At 71.3% G+C, this 16,334-nt stretch carries 17 protein-coding genes; 6 read left to right on the top strand and 11 right to left on the bottom strand.

The features are described from left to right. Positions 1-3 precede the first annotated feature (3 nt). A complete protein-coding gene (locus JAP66_RS01530) occupies positions 4-915 on the bottom strand; it encodes a DUF8083 family protein (protein WP_199429443.1) in 912 nt (303 codons plus the stop codon). Between the two features lie 209 nt (positions 916-1,124). On the opposite strand from JAP66_RS01530, the gene JAP66_RS01525 reads away from it, so the two are divergent. From JAP66_RS01525 to JAP66_RS01515, 3 genes are all read left to right on the top strand, one after another. Then, complete coding sequence (locus JAP66_RS01525) at positions 1,125-1,310, top strand: DUF3073 domain-containing protein (RefSeq protein ID WP_199429441.1); 186 nt, start codon at positions 1,125-1,127, stop codon at positions 1,308-1,310. Positions 1,311-1,394: 84 nt separating this feature from the next. After that, positions 1,395-2,255: a 3-hydroxybutyryl-CoA dehydrogenase gene (locus JAP66_RS01520; protein ID WP_199429439.1), complete on the top strand. Its 861-nt coding sequence runs from the start codon at positions 1,395-1,397 to the stop codon at positions 2,253-2,255. A 23-nt stretch (positions 2,256-2,278) separates the two neighbouring features. Next, positions 2,279-3,175, top strand: a complete 897-nt coding sequence (locus JAP66_RS01515) for a Gfo/Idh/MocA family protein (RefSeq protein WP_199429437.1) — start codon at positions 2,279-2,281, stop codon at positions 3,173-3,175. Positions 3,176-3,235: 60 nt separating this feature from the next. On the opposite strand, the gene JAP66_RS01510 is transcribed toward JAP66_RS01515, so the two are convergent. From JAP66_RS01510 to JAP66_RS01500, 3 genes are read right to left on the bottom strand one after another with little or no spacing between them, the layout of a single operon-like run. Then, positions 3,236-4,747, bottom strand: coding sequence for a tripartite tricarboxylate transporter permease (locus JAP66_RS01510; RefSeq protein ID WP_199429435.1), 1,512 nt, complete (start codon positions 4,745-4,747; stop codon positions 3,236-3,238). A gap of 2 nt (positions 4,748-4,749) precedes the next feature. Beyond that, entirely contained in the window at positions 4,750-5,283 is a 534-nt protein-coding gene (locus tag JAP66_RS01505) for a tripartite tricarboxylate transporter TctB family protein (protein ID WP_235998698.1), read from the bottom strand. A gap of 8 nt (positions 5,284-5,291) precedes the next feature. Continuing rightward, on the bottom strand, positions 5,292-6,278 hold the full coding sequence (locus tag JAP66_RS01500; protein ID WP_199429430.1) for a Bug family tripartite tricarboxylate transporter substrate binding protein: 987 nt from the start codon (positions 6,276-6,278) through the stop codon (positions 5,292-5,294). 149 nt (positions 6,279-6,427) lie between these two features. Between JAP66_RS01500 and JAP66_RS01495 the strand changes: the two genes are divergently transcribed. From JAP66_RS01495 to JAP66_RS01485, 3 genes are all read left to right on the top strand, one after another. Beyond that, complete coding sequence (locus JAP66_RS01495) at positions 6,428-8,017, top strand: sensor histidine kinase (RefSeq protein ID WP_199429428.1); 1,590 nt, start codon at positions 6,428-6,430, stop codon at positions 8,015-8,017. Continuing rightward, entirely contained in the window at positions 8,014-8,697 is a 684-nt protein-coding gene (locus JAP66_RS01490) for a response regulator (RefSeq protein WP_199429426.1), read from the top strand. Before JAP66_RS01495 ends, JAP66_RS01490 begins: the two co-directional genes overlap by 4 nt. 124 nt (positions 8,698-8,821) lie before the next feature. Then, a complete protein-coding gene (locus JAP66_RS01485) occupies positions 8,822-9,430 on the top strand; it encodes a VanZ family protein (protein WP_199429424.1) in 609 nt (202 codons plus the stop codon). On the opposite strand, the gene JAP66_RS01480 is transcribed toward JAP66_RS01485, so the two are convergent. From JAP66_RS01480 to JAP66_RS01450, 7 genes are all read right to left on the bottom strand, one after another. Beyond that, the gene (locus JAP66_RS01480) at positions 9,376-10,932 is read right to left on the bottom strand and encodes an AbgT family transporter (protein ID WP_199429422.1); all 1,557 of its coding nucleotides are present in this window, start codon (positions 10,930-10,932) and stop codon (positions 9,376-9,378) included. The genes JAP66_RS01485 and JAP66_RS01480 overlap by 55 nt on opposite strands. Before the next feature lie 67 nt (positions 10,933-10,999). After that, positions 11,000-12,316, bottom strand: coding sequence for a M20 family metallopeptidase (locus JAP66_RS01475; protein ID WP_372448927.1), 1,317 nt, complete (start codon positions 12,314-12,316; stop codon positions 11,000-11,002). 64 nt (positions 12,317-12,380) lie between these two features. Beyond that, positions 12,381-12,869: an alternative ribosome rescue aminoacyl-tRNA hydrolase ArfB gene (gene arfB / locus JAP66_RS01470; RefSeq protein ID WP_199429420.1), complete on the bottom strand. Its 489-nt coding sequence runs from the start codon at positions 12,867-12,869 to the stop codon at positions 12,381-12,383. Next, positions 12,850-13,920 carry a phosphoribosylformylglycinamidine cyclo-ligase gene (gene purM, locus JAP66_RS01465; protein ID WP_199429418.1) on the bottom strand — a complete coding sequence of 357 codons (1,071 nt, stop codon included), beginning with the start codon at positions 13,918-13,920 and terminating at the stop codon, positions 12,850-12,852. Before purM ends, arfB begins: the two co-directional genes overlap by 20 nt. 31 nt (positions 13,921-13,951) lie before the next feature. After that, positions 13,952-15,499, bottom strand: a complete 1,548-nt coding sequence (gene purF, locus JAP66_RS01460; RefSeq protein ID WP_199429416.1) for an amidophosphoribosyltransferase — start codon at positions 15,497-15,499, stop codon at positions 13,952-13,954. 97 nt (positions 15,500-15,596) lie between these two features. Continuing rightward, a complete protein-coding gene (locus JAP66_RS01455; protein WP_199429414.1) occupies positions 15,597-15,974 on the bottom strand; it encodes a hypothetical protein in 378 nt (125 codons plus the stop codon). Further along, the gene (locus tag JAP66_RS01450) at positions 15,958-16,197 is read right to left on the bottom strand and encodes a DUF397 domain-containing protein (RefSeq protein WP_199429412.1); all 240 of its coding nucleotides are present in this window, start codon (positions 16,195-16,197) and stop codon (positions 15,958-15,960) included. The genes JAP66_RS01455 and JAP66_RS01450 overlap by 17 nt, the downstream gene beginning before the upstream one ends. Positions 16,198-16,334 lie beyond the last annotated feature (137 nt).

Below are 16,334 nucleotides of genomic sequence, written 5' to 3'. Positions count from 1 at the left end.
CGGTCAGTTGAACCGTTCCCGCGCGGCCATGTCGCCCCAGTAGTCGCGCAGCTCCTGGAACGACTCGGCCAGCTCCTCTACGTCGTCGTTGCGCAGCGCCTCAAGGATCGTCTGCACCTCGTCGGCCGACGTGTCGGTCTCCAGGATCGGGTCGGTGACGAGCTGCACCAGTCCGCCGTAGTCCAGCTCCACCGCCGAACGGGCGTCGAAGCTCGCCAGCCAGCGTCCGGTCTCGGCGAGCACCCTGGCCGGGCTGGACTCACCGAGCGCGCCCTCCACGAGCTCCGCCGCCTCGGCGATGCGCCTGCGCGCGTCGCTCATCGTGACCCGCCAGGACAGCTCCCGGTCCGGGTCGAGCTGCCCGGTACCGAGCACGAGCCTGCGCTGGCCGGGTTCGACCAGGGAGAACCACGGCAGCGGCACGGTCCATGCCGTGGACAGCACGTGCATCGCGGGTCTGCGCATCTCGGCGATCGCCGCGGAGGCACGGGCGCGGACGTGCTCGCCGGACACGCCGCTGGCCTCCAGCACCGCGGCCCGCAGTGCCGGGGTGGCCTCACCCAGGAAACCGACGAGCGCGGCGGCCGAGCGCGCCCGCAGCTCCAGCGGGCAGATGAGCGGACCGGGGCCGAGCTCGCCCTCCCCGGCGTCGCTCACCGGCACGTCGGCGGGGTCGAGCACCAGGAGATCGGTCTTGGTGCTCGGCGCCGCATTGCCGTTCGGCAGGTCCCCGGGCAACAGGCGCGTCGGCGTGGCCAGTTGTGACTTGAGCCACAGCAGGTGCTCGCGCTGTCCCGCGCTCCCTCGGGTGAGCTCGGCGGCCTCGGCGGCCTGCACGAGCTGCTCGTCCGGGGGCTCCCCGAAGGCCGACAGCGGCTCGTACACCCGGAGGTAGGCCACGAACGGTCGGAGCACAGGTGAATCGTGGCACGTCGGCGCGAAATCGCGGGCACCGGCTGGTCTGTTCGGCCTACCGACAGGAATACTGTCATGGTTCGCACACCATGCCGCGTCGCATCGGAGGCCTTCGGCACGGTACGGTGTCGCTAGGAAATAGTTGTCGAGACGACGCGGGGCCGCCGATTTCCCCCGGCCGCCCCGCCCCTGTGCGAGGGGGTCGAGCCATGGGGCGCGGCCGAGCTAAGGCCAAGCAGACGAAAGTGGCCCGGGAGCTCAAATACAGCGTTCCCACCACGGATTTCGATGCGCTGCAGCGTGAGCTGTCGAGCAACTCCTCGAATGACAGCCACGAGGACGAGGAGCGGTACGAGGACCCGTACGACGACGGGTACGACGATTACCGCCGTTGAGAGATGAACGGGAGACGCGAGGGTGGACACCGGCGGAGCCGGGGCCACCCTCGCGTTCCACGTTCCGAGCACTGAGGAGCGGTCGTGCCTGACATCCAGCGGGTAGGCGTGGTCGGAGCGGGCCTGATGGGCTCCGGGATCGCCGAGGTACACGCCAGGGCCGGGCTGGACGTGGTGGTCACCGAGGTGAACCGGCCCGCGCTCGATGCCGGCCGGGCACGCATCGAGAAGTCGCTGCAACGCGGTGTCCGCAGCGGCAAGCTGGCCACCGAGGACGCCGACGCGGCACTGGGCAGGCTCACCTTCACCACCGAGCACGAGGCGTTCGCCGACCGCGAACTGGTCGTCGAGGCCGTGCTCGAGCAGGAGCAGGCGAAGGTCGACGTGTTCCGCTCGCTGGACAAGGTGGTCGAGAACCCCGAGGCGATCCTCGCCTCCAACACCTCCTCCATCCCGATCATGAAGCTCGGCATGGCCACCGAGCGGCCACAGCAGGTCGTCGGCATCCACTTCTTCAACCCGGTGCCGGTGCTCCCGCTGGTCGAGCTGGTGCCGTCGCTGCTCACCGGCGACGAGACCGTCCGGCGCACGGACGCGCACATCACCGGGGTGCTCGGCAAGACCGTGATCCGTTCGCAGGACCGCGCCGGGTTCGTGGTGAACGCGCTGCTGGTGCCGTACCTGCTGTCCGCGATCCGCATGTTCGAGTCGGGCTTCGCCTCGGCCGAGGACATCGACCGGGGCATGGAACAGGGCACGGCACACCCGATGGGACCGCTGCGGCTGGCCGACCTGATCGGCCTGGACACCATCAAGGCGATCGCCGACTCGATGTACGCCGAGTTCAAGGAGCAGCTGTACTCCTCGCCGCCGCTGCTGCTGCGCATGGTGGACGCGGGCCTGCTCGGCAAGAAGACCGGGCGAGGCTTCTACAGCTACGAGTGAGCCCGGCCCCTAGGCTGTCCGGCGTGGACGACACGCTTCGGGTGGGCCTGGTCGGCGCAGGCCCATGGGCACGGACGGTGCACGCGCCCGGCCTCACCGAGCATCCCGGCACGGCTCTGAGCGCGGTATGGGCCCGCAGGCCGGACGTGGCCGGCACGTTCGCCGACGAGCACGGCGCCCGCGCGTGCGCGACGTTCGACGAGTTGCTCGGGGAGGTCGACGCGGTCGCCTTCGCGGTGCCGCCCGCCGCACAGGCCGAGTTCGCCGTTGCCGCGGCGCGAGCGGGCAAGCACCTGATCCTGGAGAAGCCGCTGGCCGCCGACGTCGCGGGAGCCGAACGGATCGCGGACGCGGTCGCCGACGCCGGCGTGGCCGCACTCATGGTGCTGACCCTGCGCTACGCGTTGCGGACGCGCGAATGGCTGGCCGGGGTCGGCGAGGTGGGCGGCTGGCTCGGCGGTAGCGCCCGCTGGCTCTCCGGCGCCCTGCTCGGTGACCGCTACGGCGGCTCGCCCTGGCGGCAGGCCGAAGGCGCGCTCGCCGATATCGGCCCGCACGCCTTCGACCTGCTCGACGCCGCGCTCGGCGAGATCACCGGCGTCCTCGCCGCACACCGCACCGGCGAGGACCTCTGGCACGTGCTGTTCGAGCACGCCGGTGGTGCGACGAGTACCGCCAGCCTGTCGCTGCGGCTGCCCGTCCGGCCGACCGTCGTCGAGTTCGCGGTGTACGGCGAGCCGGGCTACCGCACGCTCGGCCGCGAGCCCGACTCGGCCGGCGATTCCTACACCGCGCTGCTCGACGACTTCGCCGCCATGATCGCCAGCGGCACCCGCGCGCACCCGTGCGACGTGCACCGCGGCGTCCACCTGCAACGACTGCTCGCCGAGTGCCTCCGTCTCGCAGGTCACCGGTCGTGAGTGCGTAACAGTGTTCTAACTCGTGTGCGCACTCACGAGGGGTGACCAGGCACAACGCGCTCAGACGCCCGTGTGCTCCCTCGGCTCGGCCGGAGCCCGGCGGAGGAGCCTGCGCAGCAGCGGCCAGGTCAGGATCACCGCGACGATCAGGTAGACCACGACCGCCATCGGCGAGTTGACCAGCCCGACCAGGCTGCCGTCGCTGAGCTGCAGTGCCCGCCGCATCTGCAGCTCGGCGGCCGGCCCGAGGATCACACCGATGATCGCGGGCAGCACCGGCAGCCCGTAGCGGCGCATCGCGAAGCCGAGCACGCCGATCAGGAACAACAGCAGCAGGTCGATCACCTCGCCGCCCACCGCGTACGCCCCGACGCTGGCGAAGAACAGGATCCCCGCGTACAGGTACGGCCGCGGGACGCGCAGCAGCTTCGCCCACAGCGGCGCCATCGGCAGGTTGATCAGCAGCAGCAGCACCAGCCCGACGAACAGGCTCGCGATCAGGCCCCACACCAGCGCGGACTCGCGCTCGAACAGCAGCGGTCCCGGCTGGATGCCGTACTGCTGGAACGCCGCCAGCATCACCGCGGCCACGGCGGTGGTCGGCAGGCCGAGCGTCAGCATCGTCACCAGCGTGCCCGCGGCGGAGGCGCTCGCAGTCGACTCGGGACCGGCCACGCCCTCGATCGCACCCTTGCCCCACTCGTCCTTGCGCCGGGAGAAGCGTTTCTCGGTCACATAGGACAGGAAGGTGGGCACCTCGGCGCCACCGGCCGGGATCGCGCCGAACGGGAACCCGATCGCGGGCCCGCGAAGCCACGGCCGCCAGGTGCGCCGCAGGTCGGCCCGGCCGAGCCACGGCCTGCCGACCGGGACCGGCTTGGCCGGCTTGTGCCGCAGGTGCGCGGCGACCCACAGCGACTCGCCGACCGCGAACAGCCCGACCGCGACGATGACGATGTCGATGCCGTCGGCCAGATGCAGCGAGCCGAAGGTCAGCCGGGCCTGCCCGGTCAGCTGGTCGAGCCCGATCAGCCCGATCGAAAGGCCGATCAGCAGCGAGGCGAACCCGCGGATCCGGGACCTGCCGAGCACCGACGTCACCGCGATGAACGCCAGCACCATGATCGCGAAGTAGTCGGGCGCGCCGATGTCGACGGCCAGCGCCGCGACGACCGGCGCGAGCAGCACCAGCGCGATCGTGCCGAGCATGCCGCCGATGAAGTTGCCGATCGCCGCGGCCGCCAGCGCCTGGGAGCCGCGGCCGCTCTTGGCCATCGGGTAGCCCTCCATGGCGGTGACCACGGAGGCGCTCTCGCCGGGCGTGTTGAGCAGGATCGACGTCGTCGAGCCGCCGAACATCCCGCCGTAGTAGATGCCGGCGAACATGATGAACGCGGCGGTCGGCTCGAGGCCGTAGGTGACCGGCAGCAGCAGCGCCACCGCCATCGCGGGGCCGATGCCCGGCAGCACGCCGATGGCGGTGCCGAGAACGACCCCGACGGCCGCGAACAGCAGGTGCTGCGGGGTCAGCGCGGTGGCGAACCCGTCGAGCAGCAGCGAGATCGAATCCATCGTCACAGCACCCCCATCAGCGGACCGCCCGGCAGCGGGACCCCGAGCAGCTCGTTGAACGCCACCCACGTGACCACCGAGACCGTGGCGGCGACCAGCGGGTCCCGCACGGGGTTGCGGCTGCCGAGCGCGTAGGCCGCGCCCCAGAACATCAGCGCCGACGAGATCGGGAAGCCGGCCACGTCGATCAGTGCCGCGTTGAGCAGGAACGCCCCGGCCAGCAGCAGCACGGTGCGCCAGTCGGCCGGCGCGGAGAGGTCGACGTCCTCACCCGACTCGGCTTCGCCCCGCCCGCCGCGCAGCACGTCCCGCGCCAGCAGCGCGGAGATCAGCAACAGCAGGGTGCCGACCACGACCGGGACCGCCTTCGGTCCGAGCGGTCCGCGCTGCGTGAAGTCGGTCGGCAGGCTCAGCGCATCGGTGAGTACCAGCACGCCGACGGCGAGCAGCAGCACGCAGACGCCGAGTTCGGAGTGCCCGCGCAGCCGGCCCCTGACGCCCGAAGCCTCGGCGGGATTTCTATCCACAGTGGACATGTCCGTGCTCATGCCAGTCCCAGCTCCTTCAACACCGACACGACCCGGTCGTTCTCCGACTTCAGGAACCCGGCGAACTCGTCACCGGTGGCGAACGCGTCGCTCCAGCCGTTGCGCCGCAACGCATCGCGCCACTGCTCGGTGTCGTGCAGCCTGCTGAACATCGTGATCAGCTTCTCGCGGTCGCGGTCGGCCAGCCCGGGCGGCGCGACCACACCACGCCAGTTCGTGAAGCTCACGTCCACATCGGACTCCTGCAGCGTCGGCGCGTCGATCCCGGGCACCCGCTCGGGACTCGTCACGGCCAGTGCGCGCAGCTCACCGGCGTCGATCTGGTCGCGGGTCTCGCCGATCCCGGAGACCCCGAACCCGACCTTGCCGCCGAGCACCGCGGCCATCAGCTCCCCGCCACCGTCGTAGGAGACGTAGCGGACGCGCTTCGGCGAGAGGCCGATCGCCTTCGCCGTCAGCATCGGCGCCAGGTGATCCGGCCCACCGGGCGATGACCCGCCGCCCACCGGGACGCCACCCGGATCGGCCTTCCAGGCGTCGAGCAGCTGGTTGATGTCCTGGTACGGGGAGTCCTTGCCGACCACGATGATGTCGGCTTCCTCGGTCAGCCGCGCGATCGGCGTCGTGTCCTGCAACGACGAGGGCGCGGAGTTCGTGTAGACCGACCCGACGACGCCGAGACCCATCGACATCGCGAGCCTGCCGTTGCCGCGCTCGTTGACCAGCCTGCCGAGACCGACGGTCCCGCCCGCGCCGGGCAGGTTGAACACCTCGATGGCGCCGTTGATGTCGTTGTCCTCGATCGTCTTGGCCGCCGTACGCGCGGTGATGTCGTAGCCACCGCCCGGTGTGTTCGGCACCATGAAGCGCAGACCGCGGATCCGCGAGTCCGCCTCGTCGCCGCCCGAGCTCGCCAGCGGCGGGACCAGCAGCACCAGCAGCGCCGCCGCCAGCACCGAAAGCCATGTCTTCGGATTCCTCATCCAGCCTGCACCTCACTGTGCTCGCTCGTACCTCGGCTGGTGGGTGATGGTGCCTCCCGCGGCACCGGGTGTCTCGGTTGCGGGCGTATCGGTACTTGTGTTCTTTTTGGTCACCCGTGTCCGGGCCCGACCCGTGTCATAGTGGCCCGATGGGCGCGAAGGGCTCGCTCGCGCGGCAACTACTCGGCTGGCAGCTGGCGATCGTGTTCGCACTGCTCGGCTGCGTCGTAGTGTTCTCGGTGATCCAGTCCGGCAAGAACTTCACCGACATCGAGGGCAGGCGGCTGCTTTCGGTGGCGGAGAACGTCGCCGCGACCCCGGGCGTCCGGCCGAGCCTCACCGACCCGCTCCGCCGCGACGCGCTGCCGATCTTCGCCGAGAGCGCTCGCACGCTCTCCGGCGCCGACTCGGTCGTCATCGCCGACCCGCGCCGCCGCGTGCTCGCCTCGCCGGACCCCGCGCAGCTGCGCACGGCGCTGCCGCTCGGCGAGAGCACGGTCACGGAGGGCCGGTCCTGGGTCGGTGTCGTCGGCGACTCGCTGGTCGCCCACGTGCCGGTGATCGGCGACGACGGCTCCGTCGTCGGCATCGTGGCGGCTGGCAAGGAGACACCCGGCTTCTTCGAGGGCATCGCCAACCGGCCGACGGACGCGCTCGCGCTGCTCGGCATCGCCACGGTGCTGGGCATCGCCGGATCACTGTTCCTCGCCTGGCGGGTCAAGCGGCAGACGCTGGGGCTGGAGCCCCGCGAGATCACCGGCCTGGTCGAGCACCGGGAGGCGCTGCTGCACGGCATCAGGGAGGGCGTGCTCGGCCTGGACCAGCAGCACCGGATCACGCTGGCCAACGACCACGCCCGGGAGCTGCTCGCGCTGCCCGAGGACTGCCTCGGCATGAGCGTGGACGAGCTCGGCGGCAACGCGCGGCTGCCGGACGTGCTCACCGGGCGGGCGCACGGCGCCGACCAGATCGTGCTGCGCGCCGGGCGGGTGCTGGTGATGAACCGCATGCCGATCGCCCGCGACGGCCGCGAGCTCGGCGCGGTGGTGACCCTGCGCGACCGCACCGAGCTGGTCACGTTGCGAGAGGAGGTCGCGGCGAGTTCGCGCACGACCGACACGCTGCGCGCGCAGGCCCACGAGTTCACCAACCGGCTGCACACCATCGCCGGGCTGATCGAACTGGGTGAGTACGACGAGGCCCGGCACTACGTCGACCTGGTCAGCCGCGCGCACGACGAGTGGCACGAGCGGGTGAGCGGGCGGATCAGCGACACGGCCGTGGCGGCGCTGCTGATCGCGAAGGCGAGCCTGGCAGCCGAGCAGGGCGTCGGCATGCGGCTGACCGACGGCAGCCGCCTCGGTGACGTCGACGAGCAGCTCTCCGCCGACCTGGTGACCGTGGTCGGCAACCTGGTGGACAACGCCCTCGACGCGCTACGCGGCGCCGACGGCGGCGACCGGTGGGTCGAGGTCACCATCCGGCACGAGCCGTCGAGGGTGTCGGTGGTCGTGCGTGACTCGGGCCCCGGCGTCGCGCCCGAGCTCGTCACCGAGGTGTTCACGCACGGCTTCACCACCAAGGCCGCGGTGCACGGCGGGCAGCGCGGCCTCGGTCTCGCGCTGACCCGGCAGACCTGCCGCCGCCGGGGCGGCACGGTGGCGGTGCACAACTCCGGAGGCGCCGTGTTCACCGCCGTCTTGCCATTCGAGCCCGTCCCGGCGAGGGTGACGCCGTGATCCGGGTGCTCGTCGTCGACGACGACTTCATGGTCGCGCGCGTGCACAGTGGGTACGTCGAGCGCACACCGGGCTTCACGGTGGTCGGTGCCGCGCACACCGGCGCGGATGCGTTGCGCGCCGTCCGCGATCTGCGCCCCGACCTGGTGCTGCTCGACATCTACCTGCCCGACCTCGACGGCCTCGCGGTGCTCAGGGAACTGCGCGCGGATGCCTCCACAGTGGACACCGACGTGGTGGTGATCACCGCGGCACGGGACGCGGAGACGATCCGCAGCGCGATGCGCGGCGGCGCTCTGCACTACCTGATCAAGCCGTTCTCCTTCGCCGCCCTGCGGGAACAACTGGAGCACGTCGGCGCCCTGCACGCGAAGCTGGCCCGGCTCGCCCAGCGCCCGGCGGCCGGGCAGGAGGACGTGGACGCCGTGTTCGGCGCCCGTCCGCGCGCGGCGAGCGCGCTGCCGAAGGGTCTCACCACGCAGACCGCGGAACTCGTGCAGCAGGCACTGCTCACCCATCCGGACGGCCTTTCGGCCAGCGAATGCGCGCGGGCGACCAAGCTGTCCCGGCCCAGTGCGCGGCGCTATCTCGAACACTTCGTCGAGGCGGGCAAGGCCGAGGTCCGGCTGCGCTACGGCGGTTCCGGGCGGCCCGAGCGGCAGTACCACTGGCGCGGCTGAAGGCCGTGTAGCGCCACGCGCGCGACTTCAAGATCACCGGAAAGTGCAACACCTTTCCTCCTGCGGCTCCGCCGATGCGATGCGAAGGTGATCTTGGGAGAGTCGCGAACAGGGGAGGTTTCGCGTGGAGTTTCTGCTGCGCAGTTTCGGTGTGCTCATTCCGATCGGGGTCATGGCGTTGCCGTTCGCGGTGCTCGTCTGGCGGCTGCTGACCCGTCGACGAACGAGGACCAAGCCGCCCCGCGAGGCGGCCGCGACCGCCGCACTGGACGTGTCCATCGGGCTGCTCGCGGGCCTGGTCCTGGCCCTGGTCGCCATGCCCGTTCCCGGCTCCGGCGCGCTGCACCTCGCGCCCGGCACAGACCTGGAGATCGCGCTCGCGGACAGCGAGTCGTTCTGGCAGGTGGCAGCGAACGTGCTGATGCTGCTTCCGCTCGGCGTCCTGCTGCCGCTGCGCTGGCGCTGGTGGCGGCCGGTCGGCAGGTTGGCCGGCGCGGCCCTTCTCGCCTCGATCGCGATCGAGCTGGCACAGTACCTGTTCGCCGCGGGACGGGTCACATCGACCGACGACGTCCTGCTCAACACCGTCGGCGCGGCGGCGGGGGTCACGCTGACCCGCTCGCGGGCCGGGCTGAGACTGCTCGACCTCGACTGGCTGCTCGCCCGGATCGCGCCGCCTCAGCGTTCGACGCGGATGTCCATCCCGGGCCCCATCGGGAGATCGGCGAAGTAGAACACCGACAGGATGACCGCCCACATGGTCCAGAACGGCACCACGAACGGGATCATCTTGGCGATCACCGTGCCCAGCCCGGCCCCTGGCTGGTACCGGCGGACGAAGGTGAGCAGGACGATCATGTACGGGTTCAGCGGCGTGATCACCTGCGTCGCCGAGTCGCCCACCCGGAACGCCGCCTGGCTGAAACCCGGTTCGAAGCCCAGGATCAGGAACATCGGCACGAACACCGCGGCCATCAGCGTCCACAGGCTCGAACCGGACACGACGAACAGGTTCAGCAGCGAGGCCAGCACGATGAAGCCGAGGAACGCCGCGTAGCCGGTGAGGCCGATGCCCTGCAGGAAGTTCGCCCCGGTCACGGCGAGCCACGCGCCGATGTTCGTCCACGCGAACAGCGCGATGAACTGCCCGAGGACGAACGCCAGCACGATGAAGCCGGACAGGTCCTTGAGCGCCTTGCCCATCAGCAGCGGCACGTCCGCGGCGCGGCCGATCGCGCCGGTGGCGGCGCCGTAGGCCAGCCCGGGGACGAAGAAAGCCAGGAAGACGAGCGTGCTGACCGAGCCGAGCAGCGGCGACTCCGGCAGGAAGCCACCGTCCTCGTTGCGCAGCGGCGATCCGGGGACCAGCACCAGCGCGAGCACGGCCGCCACCACGGCGAGCAGGGTGACCCCGGCCCGGCGCAGCGCCCGGCGTTCGGCAGGCTCGAGCTCGGCCGAGAGGGTCGTGCCTGCCGGCTCCACCTCCTCGCGCGGGAACCCGTTGCGTTCCAGCGACGGCTCGACGACCTTCGCGATGATGAGGCCCGCGACCAGGCTGAGCAGGACCGCGGCGACGACGTTGAAGAAGTAGTTCGACACCGGCGTGACCGTGGTGCCCGGATCGGGCAGCGTAGCCGCGACCGAGTTGCTGATTCCGGCGAACAGCGCGTCCAGGCTGGTCACCACCACCGACGTCGAGTAACCCGCGCCCGCCGCGGCGAAGCCGCCGATCAGGCCCGCGACCGGATGCCTGCCCGCGGCCTTGAACACCATCGCGGCGAGCGGCGGGATGATGATGAACGCGGAGTCGGCCATGACGCTGCCGGTGACGCCGATGAAGCCGAGCGCGTACGGCAGCAGCCAGCGGGGCGCGCGGCGGAAGGCCAGCCGGATCAGCGCGGCCAGCAGGCCGGTGCGCTCGGCCATCCCGACGCCCAGCATGATCGTGACCACCGTCTGCAACGGCGGGAACTCGATGAAGTTCTCCGCGAGCCCGGTGAACATGAACTGCACGCCCGCGCCGGTGAACGCACCCTGGACCGGGGTGACCTCCTCCTCGCCGGGGATGCTCACGGTGACGTCGAAGGCGGCCATCACCGTGGAGATCACGGCGATCAGCAGGGTCAGCAGCGCGAACAGGATGAACGGCTCGGGTAGCCGGTTGCCGGCCCGCTCGATCCGGTTGAGCACCCGGTCCAGCCGCGTCTGTGCCGCCTGGGCCGCCACCTCGGACATCGCCCACCTCCCGTTGCCGGAGTCGTGGGAGGGAGGTTAGCCAGAAAATGTTTCACCTGTGTATTGGTCAGTCGAAAAATCTCGGTACGTCGAGCGGGCCGCCTGCCGCGGCGAACTCCTCGTGCACGGCGGTGCGCAGCTCGGGATCGGCGAGGTAGTCCACCGCGGTCAGTGCCAGGCCGAGCGCGCCGTCGGCGACCGCGCGGTCGCCCGCCGCCGACCCGGCGGCCTCGGCGAAGTCCCGGGTGTGCAGCGCCACCGTCGGCTCGGAAACCGCGATCATCGGGTGGATCGCCGGCATGCGGTAGGAGAGGTTGCCGAGGTCGGTGGAGCCGGTGAGGAAGTCGGGCACCACACCCGGCGGCAGGGGCCTGCGCCCGCACGGTTCCTGGTTGGCCGTCCACCGTCCGGCCAGCGCGTGGTTGAACCGGATCGGCAGGTAGGGCGGCTGCGCGTCCCACACCAGCTCGACCCCGCAACCGGTCAGCTCCGCCGCGCCACGGGCGATGGCGGCCATCCGCCCGGCCAGGTCGCGCAGCGTCTCCGGCCGCATCGAACGCAGGTAGAACAGCACGGCGGCGCGGTCTGGCACCACATTCGGCCGGGAGCCGCCGTCGGTGAAGACGCCGTGCACGCGATCGCCCGGTGGCAGGTGCTGCCGCAGGGCCGCGACCCCCTGGTACGCGCTCACCGCCGCGTCGAGGGCGTTGCGGCCCATGAAAGGCTGCGCGGAGGCGTGCGCGCTGACGCCGTGGAAGATCATCTCCAGCTGCCTGCGGCCGAGGAACGGGTGCATCGCGACGTCGTGGCCGAACGGGTGGAGCATCACCACGGTGTCGACGTCGTCGAACACCCCGGCGCGGGCCAGGGTCTCCTTGCCGCCGCCGCCCTCCTCGGCGGGCGTGCCGACCAGGGACACGCGGCCACCGGTCTCGCCGACCGCGGCCGCCGCCCCGAGGAAGCCGCCGACCGCCGCCGAGCAGATGATGTTGTGCCCGCAGGCGTGCCCGATGCCGGGCAGCGCGTCGTACTCGGCTAGCACGGCGACGTGCGGGCCGGACTCGCCCGCGGTCGCGAGCAGGGCGGTGTCGAGCCCGCCGACGCCGACCTGTGCGGAGTGCCCGCAGGTGCCGAGCAGGTCCGCGACCGCGCTTGCGGAGCGGTGCTCGGCGAAGCCGGTCTCGGGATGGGCATGCAGGTCCCTGCTCAGCGCCACCAGGTCGGCGCGCCGGCCGGCCACGGCGGCGCCGGCCCGCTCACGCAGGTGTGCGGGCGCGCCGTCATGGGCCGAGCCGGGCGGCTCGGCCCTCGCCACGGCGTCGGCGGTCGCGGCGTTCAGCGCGCGCAGGTAGCTGTCGTCCGGGGGCTGAGGATCGGTCGTCACCCGCCGCAGCCTACGACCCCTCGTGAGTGCGCACGCGAGTTCTAACTCGCGTGGCACTCACGAGTCAGTCGTCGTGCCGGCCGCCCCTGCCGCGCTTGATGTCGCCGCGGCGCTTCTTCTCCGCGAGCCGCCGCTCCTTGGCGCCGCGGCTGGGTTTCGTCGGCCGCCGCTTGCGCGGCGGCGGAGCCGCGGCCTCCCGCAACACGGCGGCCAGCCGCTGCCTTGCCGCCTCCCGGTTCGCCAGCTGCGCGCGATGCTCGCTCGCCGCGATCGTCAGCACGCCGTTGACCAGCCTGCCGCCGAGCCGGTCGAGCAGCCGCTCCCGCAGGTCCTCCGGCACGGACGGCGACCGGGCGACGTCGAAGGAGAGCTCGACCCGCGACGAGGTGGTGTTCACTCCCTGGCCACCCGGTCCGGACGAGCGCGAGAAGCGCTCGGACAGCTCGGCGTCCGGGATCACCAGCTGCCGCGTGACCCGAAGCTCCGTGCCTGGCTTGAAACCCGCGAGGCGATCGCGTCGCGGAGCCGGTCCCTCAGAACCGGGGGTGGTCACCGGACAGAACGGCACGCGGGCCGTCCGGGTCCTCGGCGGGCCGGACGTCACCGAGCACCCACGCGGGCACGTGCCGCGCGGTGAGCACGGCAAGCGTCCGGTCGGCGTCCTCGGGCGACACCACGGCGACCATGCCGACGCCCATGTTGAAGGTACGTTCCATCTCGGCGCGATCCACCCGGCCGCGCTGCGCGATCACCGCGTACACCGGCGCGGGCGTCCAGGTGCCGCGTTCGAGGTGGGCGGTCAGCCCGCGCGGCATCACCCGCGCCAGGTTCGCGGCCAGCCCACCACCGGTGACGTGCGCGAACGTGCGCACGTCCGCCTCGGCGGTCAGCGCGAGGCAGTCCTTCGCGTAGACGCGGGTCGGTTCGAGCAGCTCCTCGCCGAGTGTGCGGCCGAACTCCTCGACGTGCCCGCCGAGCGGCATCCGGGCGATGTCCAGCAGCACGTGCCTGGCCAGCGAGTAGCCGTTGGAATGCAGGCCGGTTGAGCCGAGCGCGATCACCACGTCACCGGGCCGCACCCGCTCCGGCCCGAGCAGCTCGGCGGCCTCCACCACACCGACCCCGGTCGCGGAGATGTCGTAGTCGTGCTCGCCCATCATCCCGGGATGCTCGGCGGTCTCCCCGCCGAGCAGCGCGCACCCGGCCTGGACACAGCCCTCCGCGATGCCCTCGACCAGGGCCGCGATCCGCTCGGGCACCACCTTGCCGACGGCGATGTAGTCCTGCAGGAACAGCGGCTCCGCTCCGGTGACCACCAGGTCGTCGACCACCATCGCGACCAGGTCGATGCCCACCGTGTCGTGCTTGTCCAGGGCCTTGGCGATCGCGATCTTGGTGCCGACGCCGTCGGTGGACGAGGCGAGCACCGGCTCCGTCCAGCGGTCGAGCTTGAGGGAGAACAGCCCGGCGAACCCACCGACGCCACCCATCACCTCGGGCCTCGAAGCGCGCGCGGCGTGGGGCTTGAGCAGTTCGACGGCCTGGTCACCGGCGTCGATGTCGACCCCGGCGGCGGCGTACGTGGCGCTCGTGGACTCGCTCACGAAAGCGGACTCCATCCTGGGACTGGAACGGCTAGGGACGCCGGACGGCATCCTCGGCACCGTACCCCGCCGGGGTGACGGGTAAGGAGGACACAGCGGCGTCCTCGGCGCCGCCCATGCTCTCCAGCAGGTGCTTGCCGATCAACGCGTCGTCGGGCAGCGGGATGGGGTACTCGCCGTCGAAGCACGCCGCGCAGAGTCGCGACCGGGGCTGCTCCGACGCGGCCACCAGGCCGTCCAGCGAGACGTAGCCGAGCGAGTCGGCGCCGATCGAGCGCCGGATACCGTCGAGGTCGGCGCCGTTGGCGACCAGCTCCGCCCGCGAGGCGAAGTCGATGCCGTAGAAGCACGGCCAGCGCACCGGCGGCGACGCGATCCGCACGTGCACCTCGAGCGCGCCGGACTCCCGCAGCATCCGCACGAGCGCCCGCTGGGTGTTGCCGCGGACTATCGAGTCGTCCACGACGACCAGCCGCTTTCCGCGGATCACCTCGCGTAGTGGATTGAGCTTGAGCCGGATGCCGAGCTGGCGGATCGTCTGCGACGGCTGGATGAACGTCCGGCCGACGTAGGCGTTCTTCACCAGGCCGGAGCCGTACGGGATACCGGATGCCTGCGCGTAGCCGATCGCCGCGGGCGTCCCCGACTCCGGCACCGGGATCACCAGGTCGGCCTCGGCCGGGTGCTCCTCGGCGAGCCTGCGGCCGATCTCCACGCGCGTCGCGTGCACGCTGCGGCCGGAGATGGTGGTGTCGGGCCGGGCGAGGTAGACGTACTCGAACACGCAGCCCTTCGGCTCCGGGTTCGCGAACCGGGAAGAGCGCAGCCCCTCGGCGTCGATCGCGATCAGCTCGCCGGGCTCGACCTCGCGGACGAACGACGCGCCGACGATGTCGAGTCCCGCGGTCTCGCTGGCGACCACCCAGCCGCGTTCGAGCCGGCCGAGCACCAGCGGCCGCACGCCGTGGGCGTCGCGCGCCGCGTACAGCGTGTTCTCGTCGGCGAACGCGAGGCAGAACGCTCCACGCAGCGTGGGCAGCAGTTCGAGGGCGGCGGCCTCGATGCCCTTGTCCGTGGCCGCGTCGGCGAGCAGGCCGCAGATCAGGTCGGAGTCGGTGGTCGCGCCGCTCTTGCCGATGACCCCGCGCTGCCGGGCCCTCTCGTGCAGCTCGTGGGTGTTGACCAGGTTGCCGTTGTGGCCGAGGGAGAGCCCGGTGCCTGCCGTGGTGGTACGGAACGTGGGCTGGGCGTTCTCCCAGCTACCGCCACCGGTGGTGGAGTAGCGGCAGTGCCCGACGGCGATGTAGCCCTGCAACGAGGAGAGCACCTGCTCGTCGAACACCTGGCTGACGAGGCCGAGGTCCTTGAACACGACGATCCGCTTGCCGTCGGACACCGAGATGCCGGCCGCCTCCTGCCCCCGGTGCTGCAACGCGTACAGGCCGTAGTAGGTGAGCTTCGCGACCTCTTCGCCGGGCGCCCAGACACCGAACACCCCGCATTCCTCGCGGGGTTCGGACTCGGGCTGTTCGGTTACGCCGTCGACGGTGACATCCCCGGACGACTGATCGGTGTGCACCGAAGAGCTCCCTGAGTATGAGAACGGGCCGCCTCCAGTGTAGTCGCTGGAGGCGGCCCGGCTCGGTGATGTAGCGCTCAGCGCGTGGCGCTTTCGCTCAGGCGGTGGCCAGGACGAACTTCGCGCGTCCAGCGCGCTCTCCCACCCAGCAACCCTTCACCGGTGAGCGGCGCTCTACGGGGTAGTCGTCGTCGGCCAGCGCCAGCAGTTCGTCGACGACGGTCCGCATCGCTCCGGAGCGCCGCCAGTGCACGTTCGACGGTTGGAGGATGTCGGACTCGTCGCCCGGCATCCGCATGGCGGTGACGTCGTCCTCGGCATCGAGCCGGATGACGTCGATGACAGTCCCGTGGGCGCGAACGCCGACGACGGTGACGATCTCGCCCCGGTCGTCACGAGGATGGACGAAGCGGTAGCCGAGACCGATCAGGCGGCCGAGCACGTCCTCCAGCGTGGGCTCAGGCGACCACGTCATCGAACTCACCGTCCTTGGCGCCCGCCAGGAACGCCGCGATCTCCTCTCGCGTGTAGACCAGGGCGGGGCCCTTCGGGTCACGCGAGTTGCGCATCGCGATCTCGCCGCCCGACAGGGTGGCGACCTCGACGCAGTTGCCCACCGCGCCGCTGTACCTGCTCTTGCGCCAGGTAGCGCCCGGGATCAGCTCCGCGGAGATCCCGTTGCGAATCGACTTCGCCATGATCCTCACCTTCCCGACTCAAAACCTGTGGAGGATGCATATGCACGTGCATTCGGTTGTGCACAGACGGTAGCACGTGCCGGTGCAGGTGTGAATGCACGTGCATCCACATGTTCGCCAAGTATTAGCCGATCAGG

Source organism: Qaidamihabitans albus (genome assembly GCF_016464705.1).
Classification (GTDB): Bacteria; Actinomycetota; Actinomycetes; order Mycobacteriales; family Pseudonocardiaceae; genus Qaidamihabitans; species Qaidamihabitans albus.
This window is presented reverse-complemented; position numbering and strand designations above follow the sequence as displayed.

Excerpts from the sequence above, each read along its gene's own strand:
- JAP66_RS01525 (WP_199429441.1), top strand. The coding sequence starts at position 1,125 with ATGGGGCGCGGCCGAGCTAAGGCCAAGCAGACGAAAGTGGCCCGGGAG.
- JAP66_RS01510 (WP_199429435.1), bottom strand. The coding sequence starts at position 4,747 with ATGGATTCGATCTCGCTGCTGCTCGACGGGTTCGCCACCGCGCTGACC.
- JAP66_RS01505 (WP_235998698.1), bottom strand. The coding sequence starts at position 5,283 with ATGTCCACTGTGGATAGAAATCCCGCCGAGGCTTCGGGCGTCAGGGGC.
- JAP66_RS01500 (WP_199429430.1), bottom strand. The coding sequence starts at position 6,278 with ATGAGGAATCCGAAGACATGGCTTTCGGTGCTGGCGGCGGCGCTGCTG.
- JAP66_RS01495 (WP_199429428.1), top strand. The coding sequence starts at position 6,428 with ATGGGCGCGAAGGGCTCGCTCGCGCGGCAACTACTCGGCTGGCAGCTG.
- JAP66_RS01480 (WP_199429422.1), bottom strand. The coding sequence starts at position 10,932 with ATGTCCGAGGTGGCGGCCCAGGCGGCACAGACGCGGCTGGACCGGGTG.
- JAP66_RS01455 (WP_199429414.1), bottom strand. The coding sequence starts at position 15,974 with ATGACGTGGTCGCCTGAGCCCACGCTGGAGGACGTGCTCGGCCGCCTG.
- JAP66_RS01450 (WP_199429412.1), bottom strand. The coding sequence starts at position 16,197 with ATGGCGAAGTCGATTCGCAACGGGATCTCCGCGGAGCTGATCCCGGGC.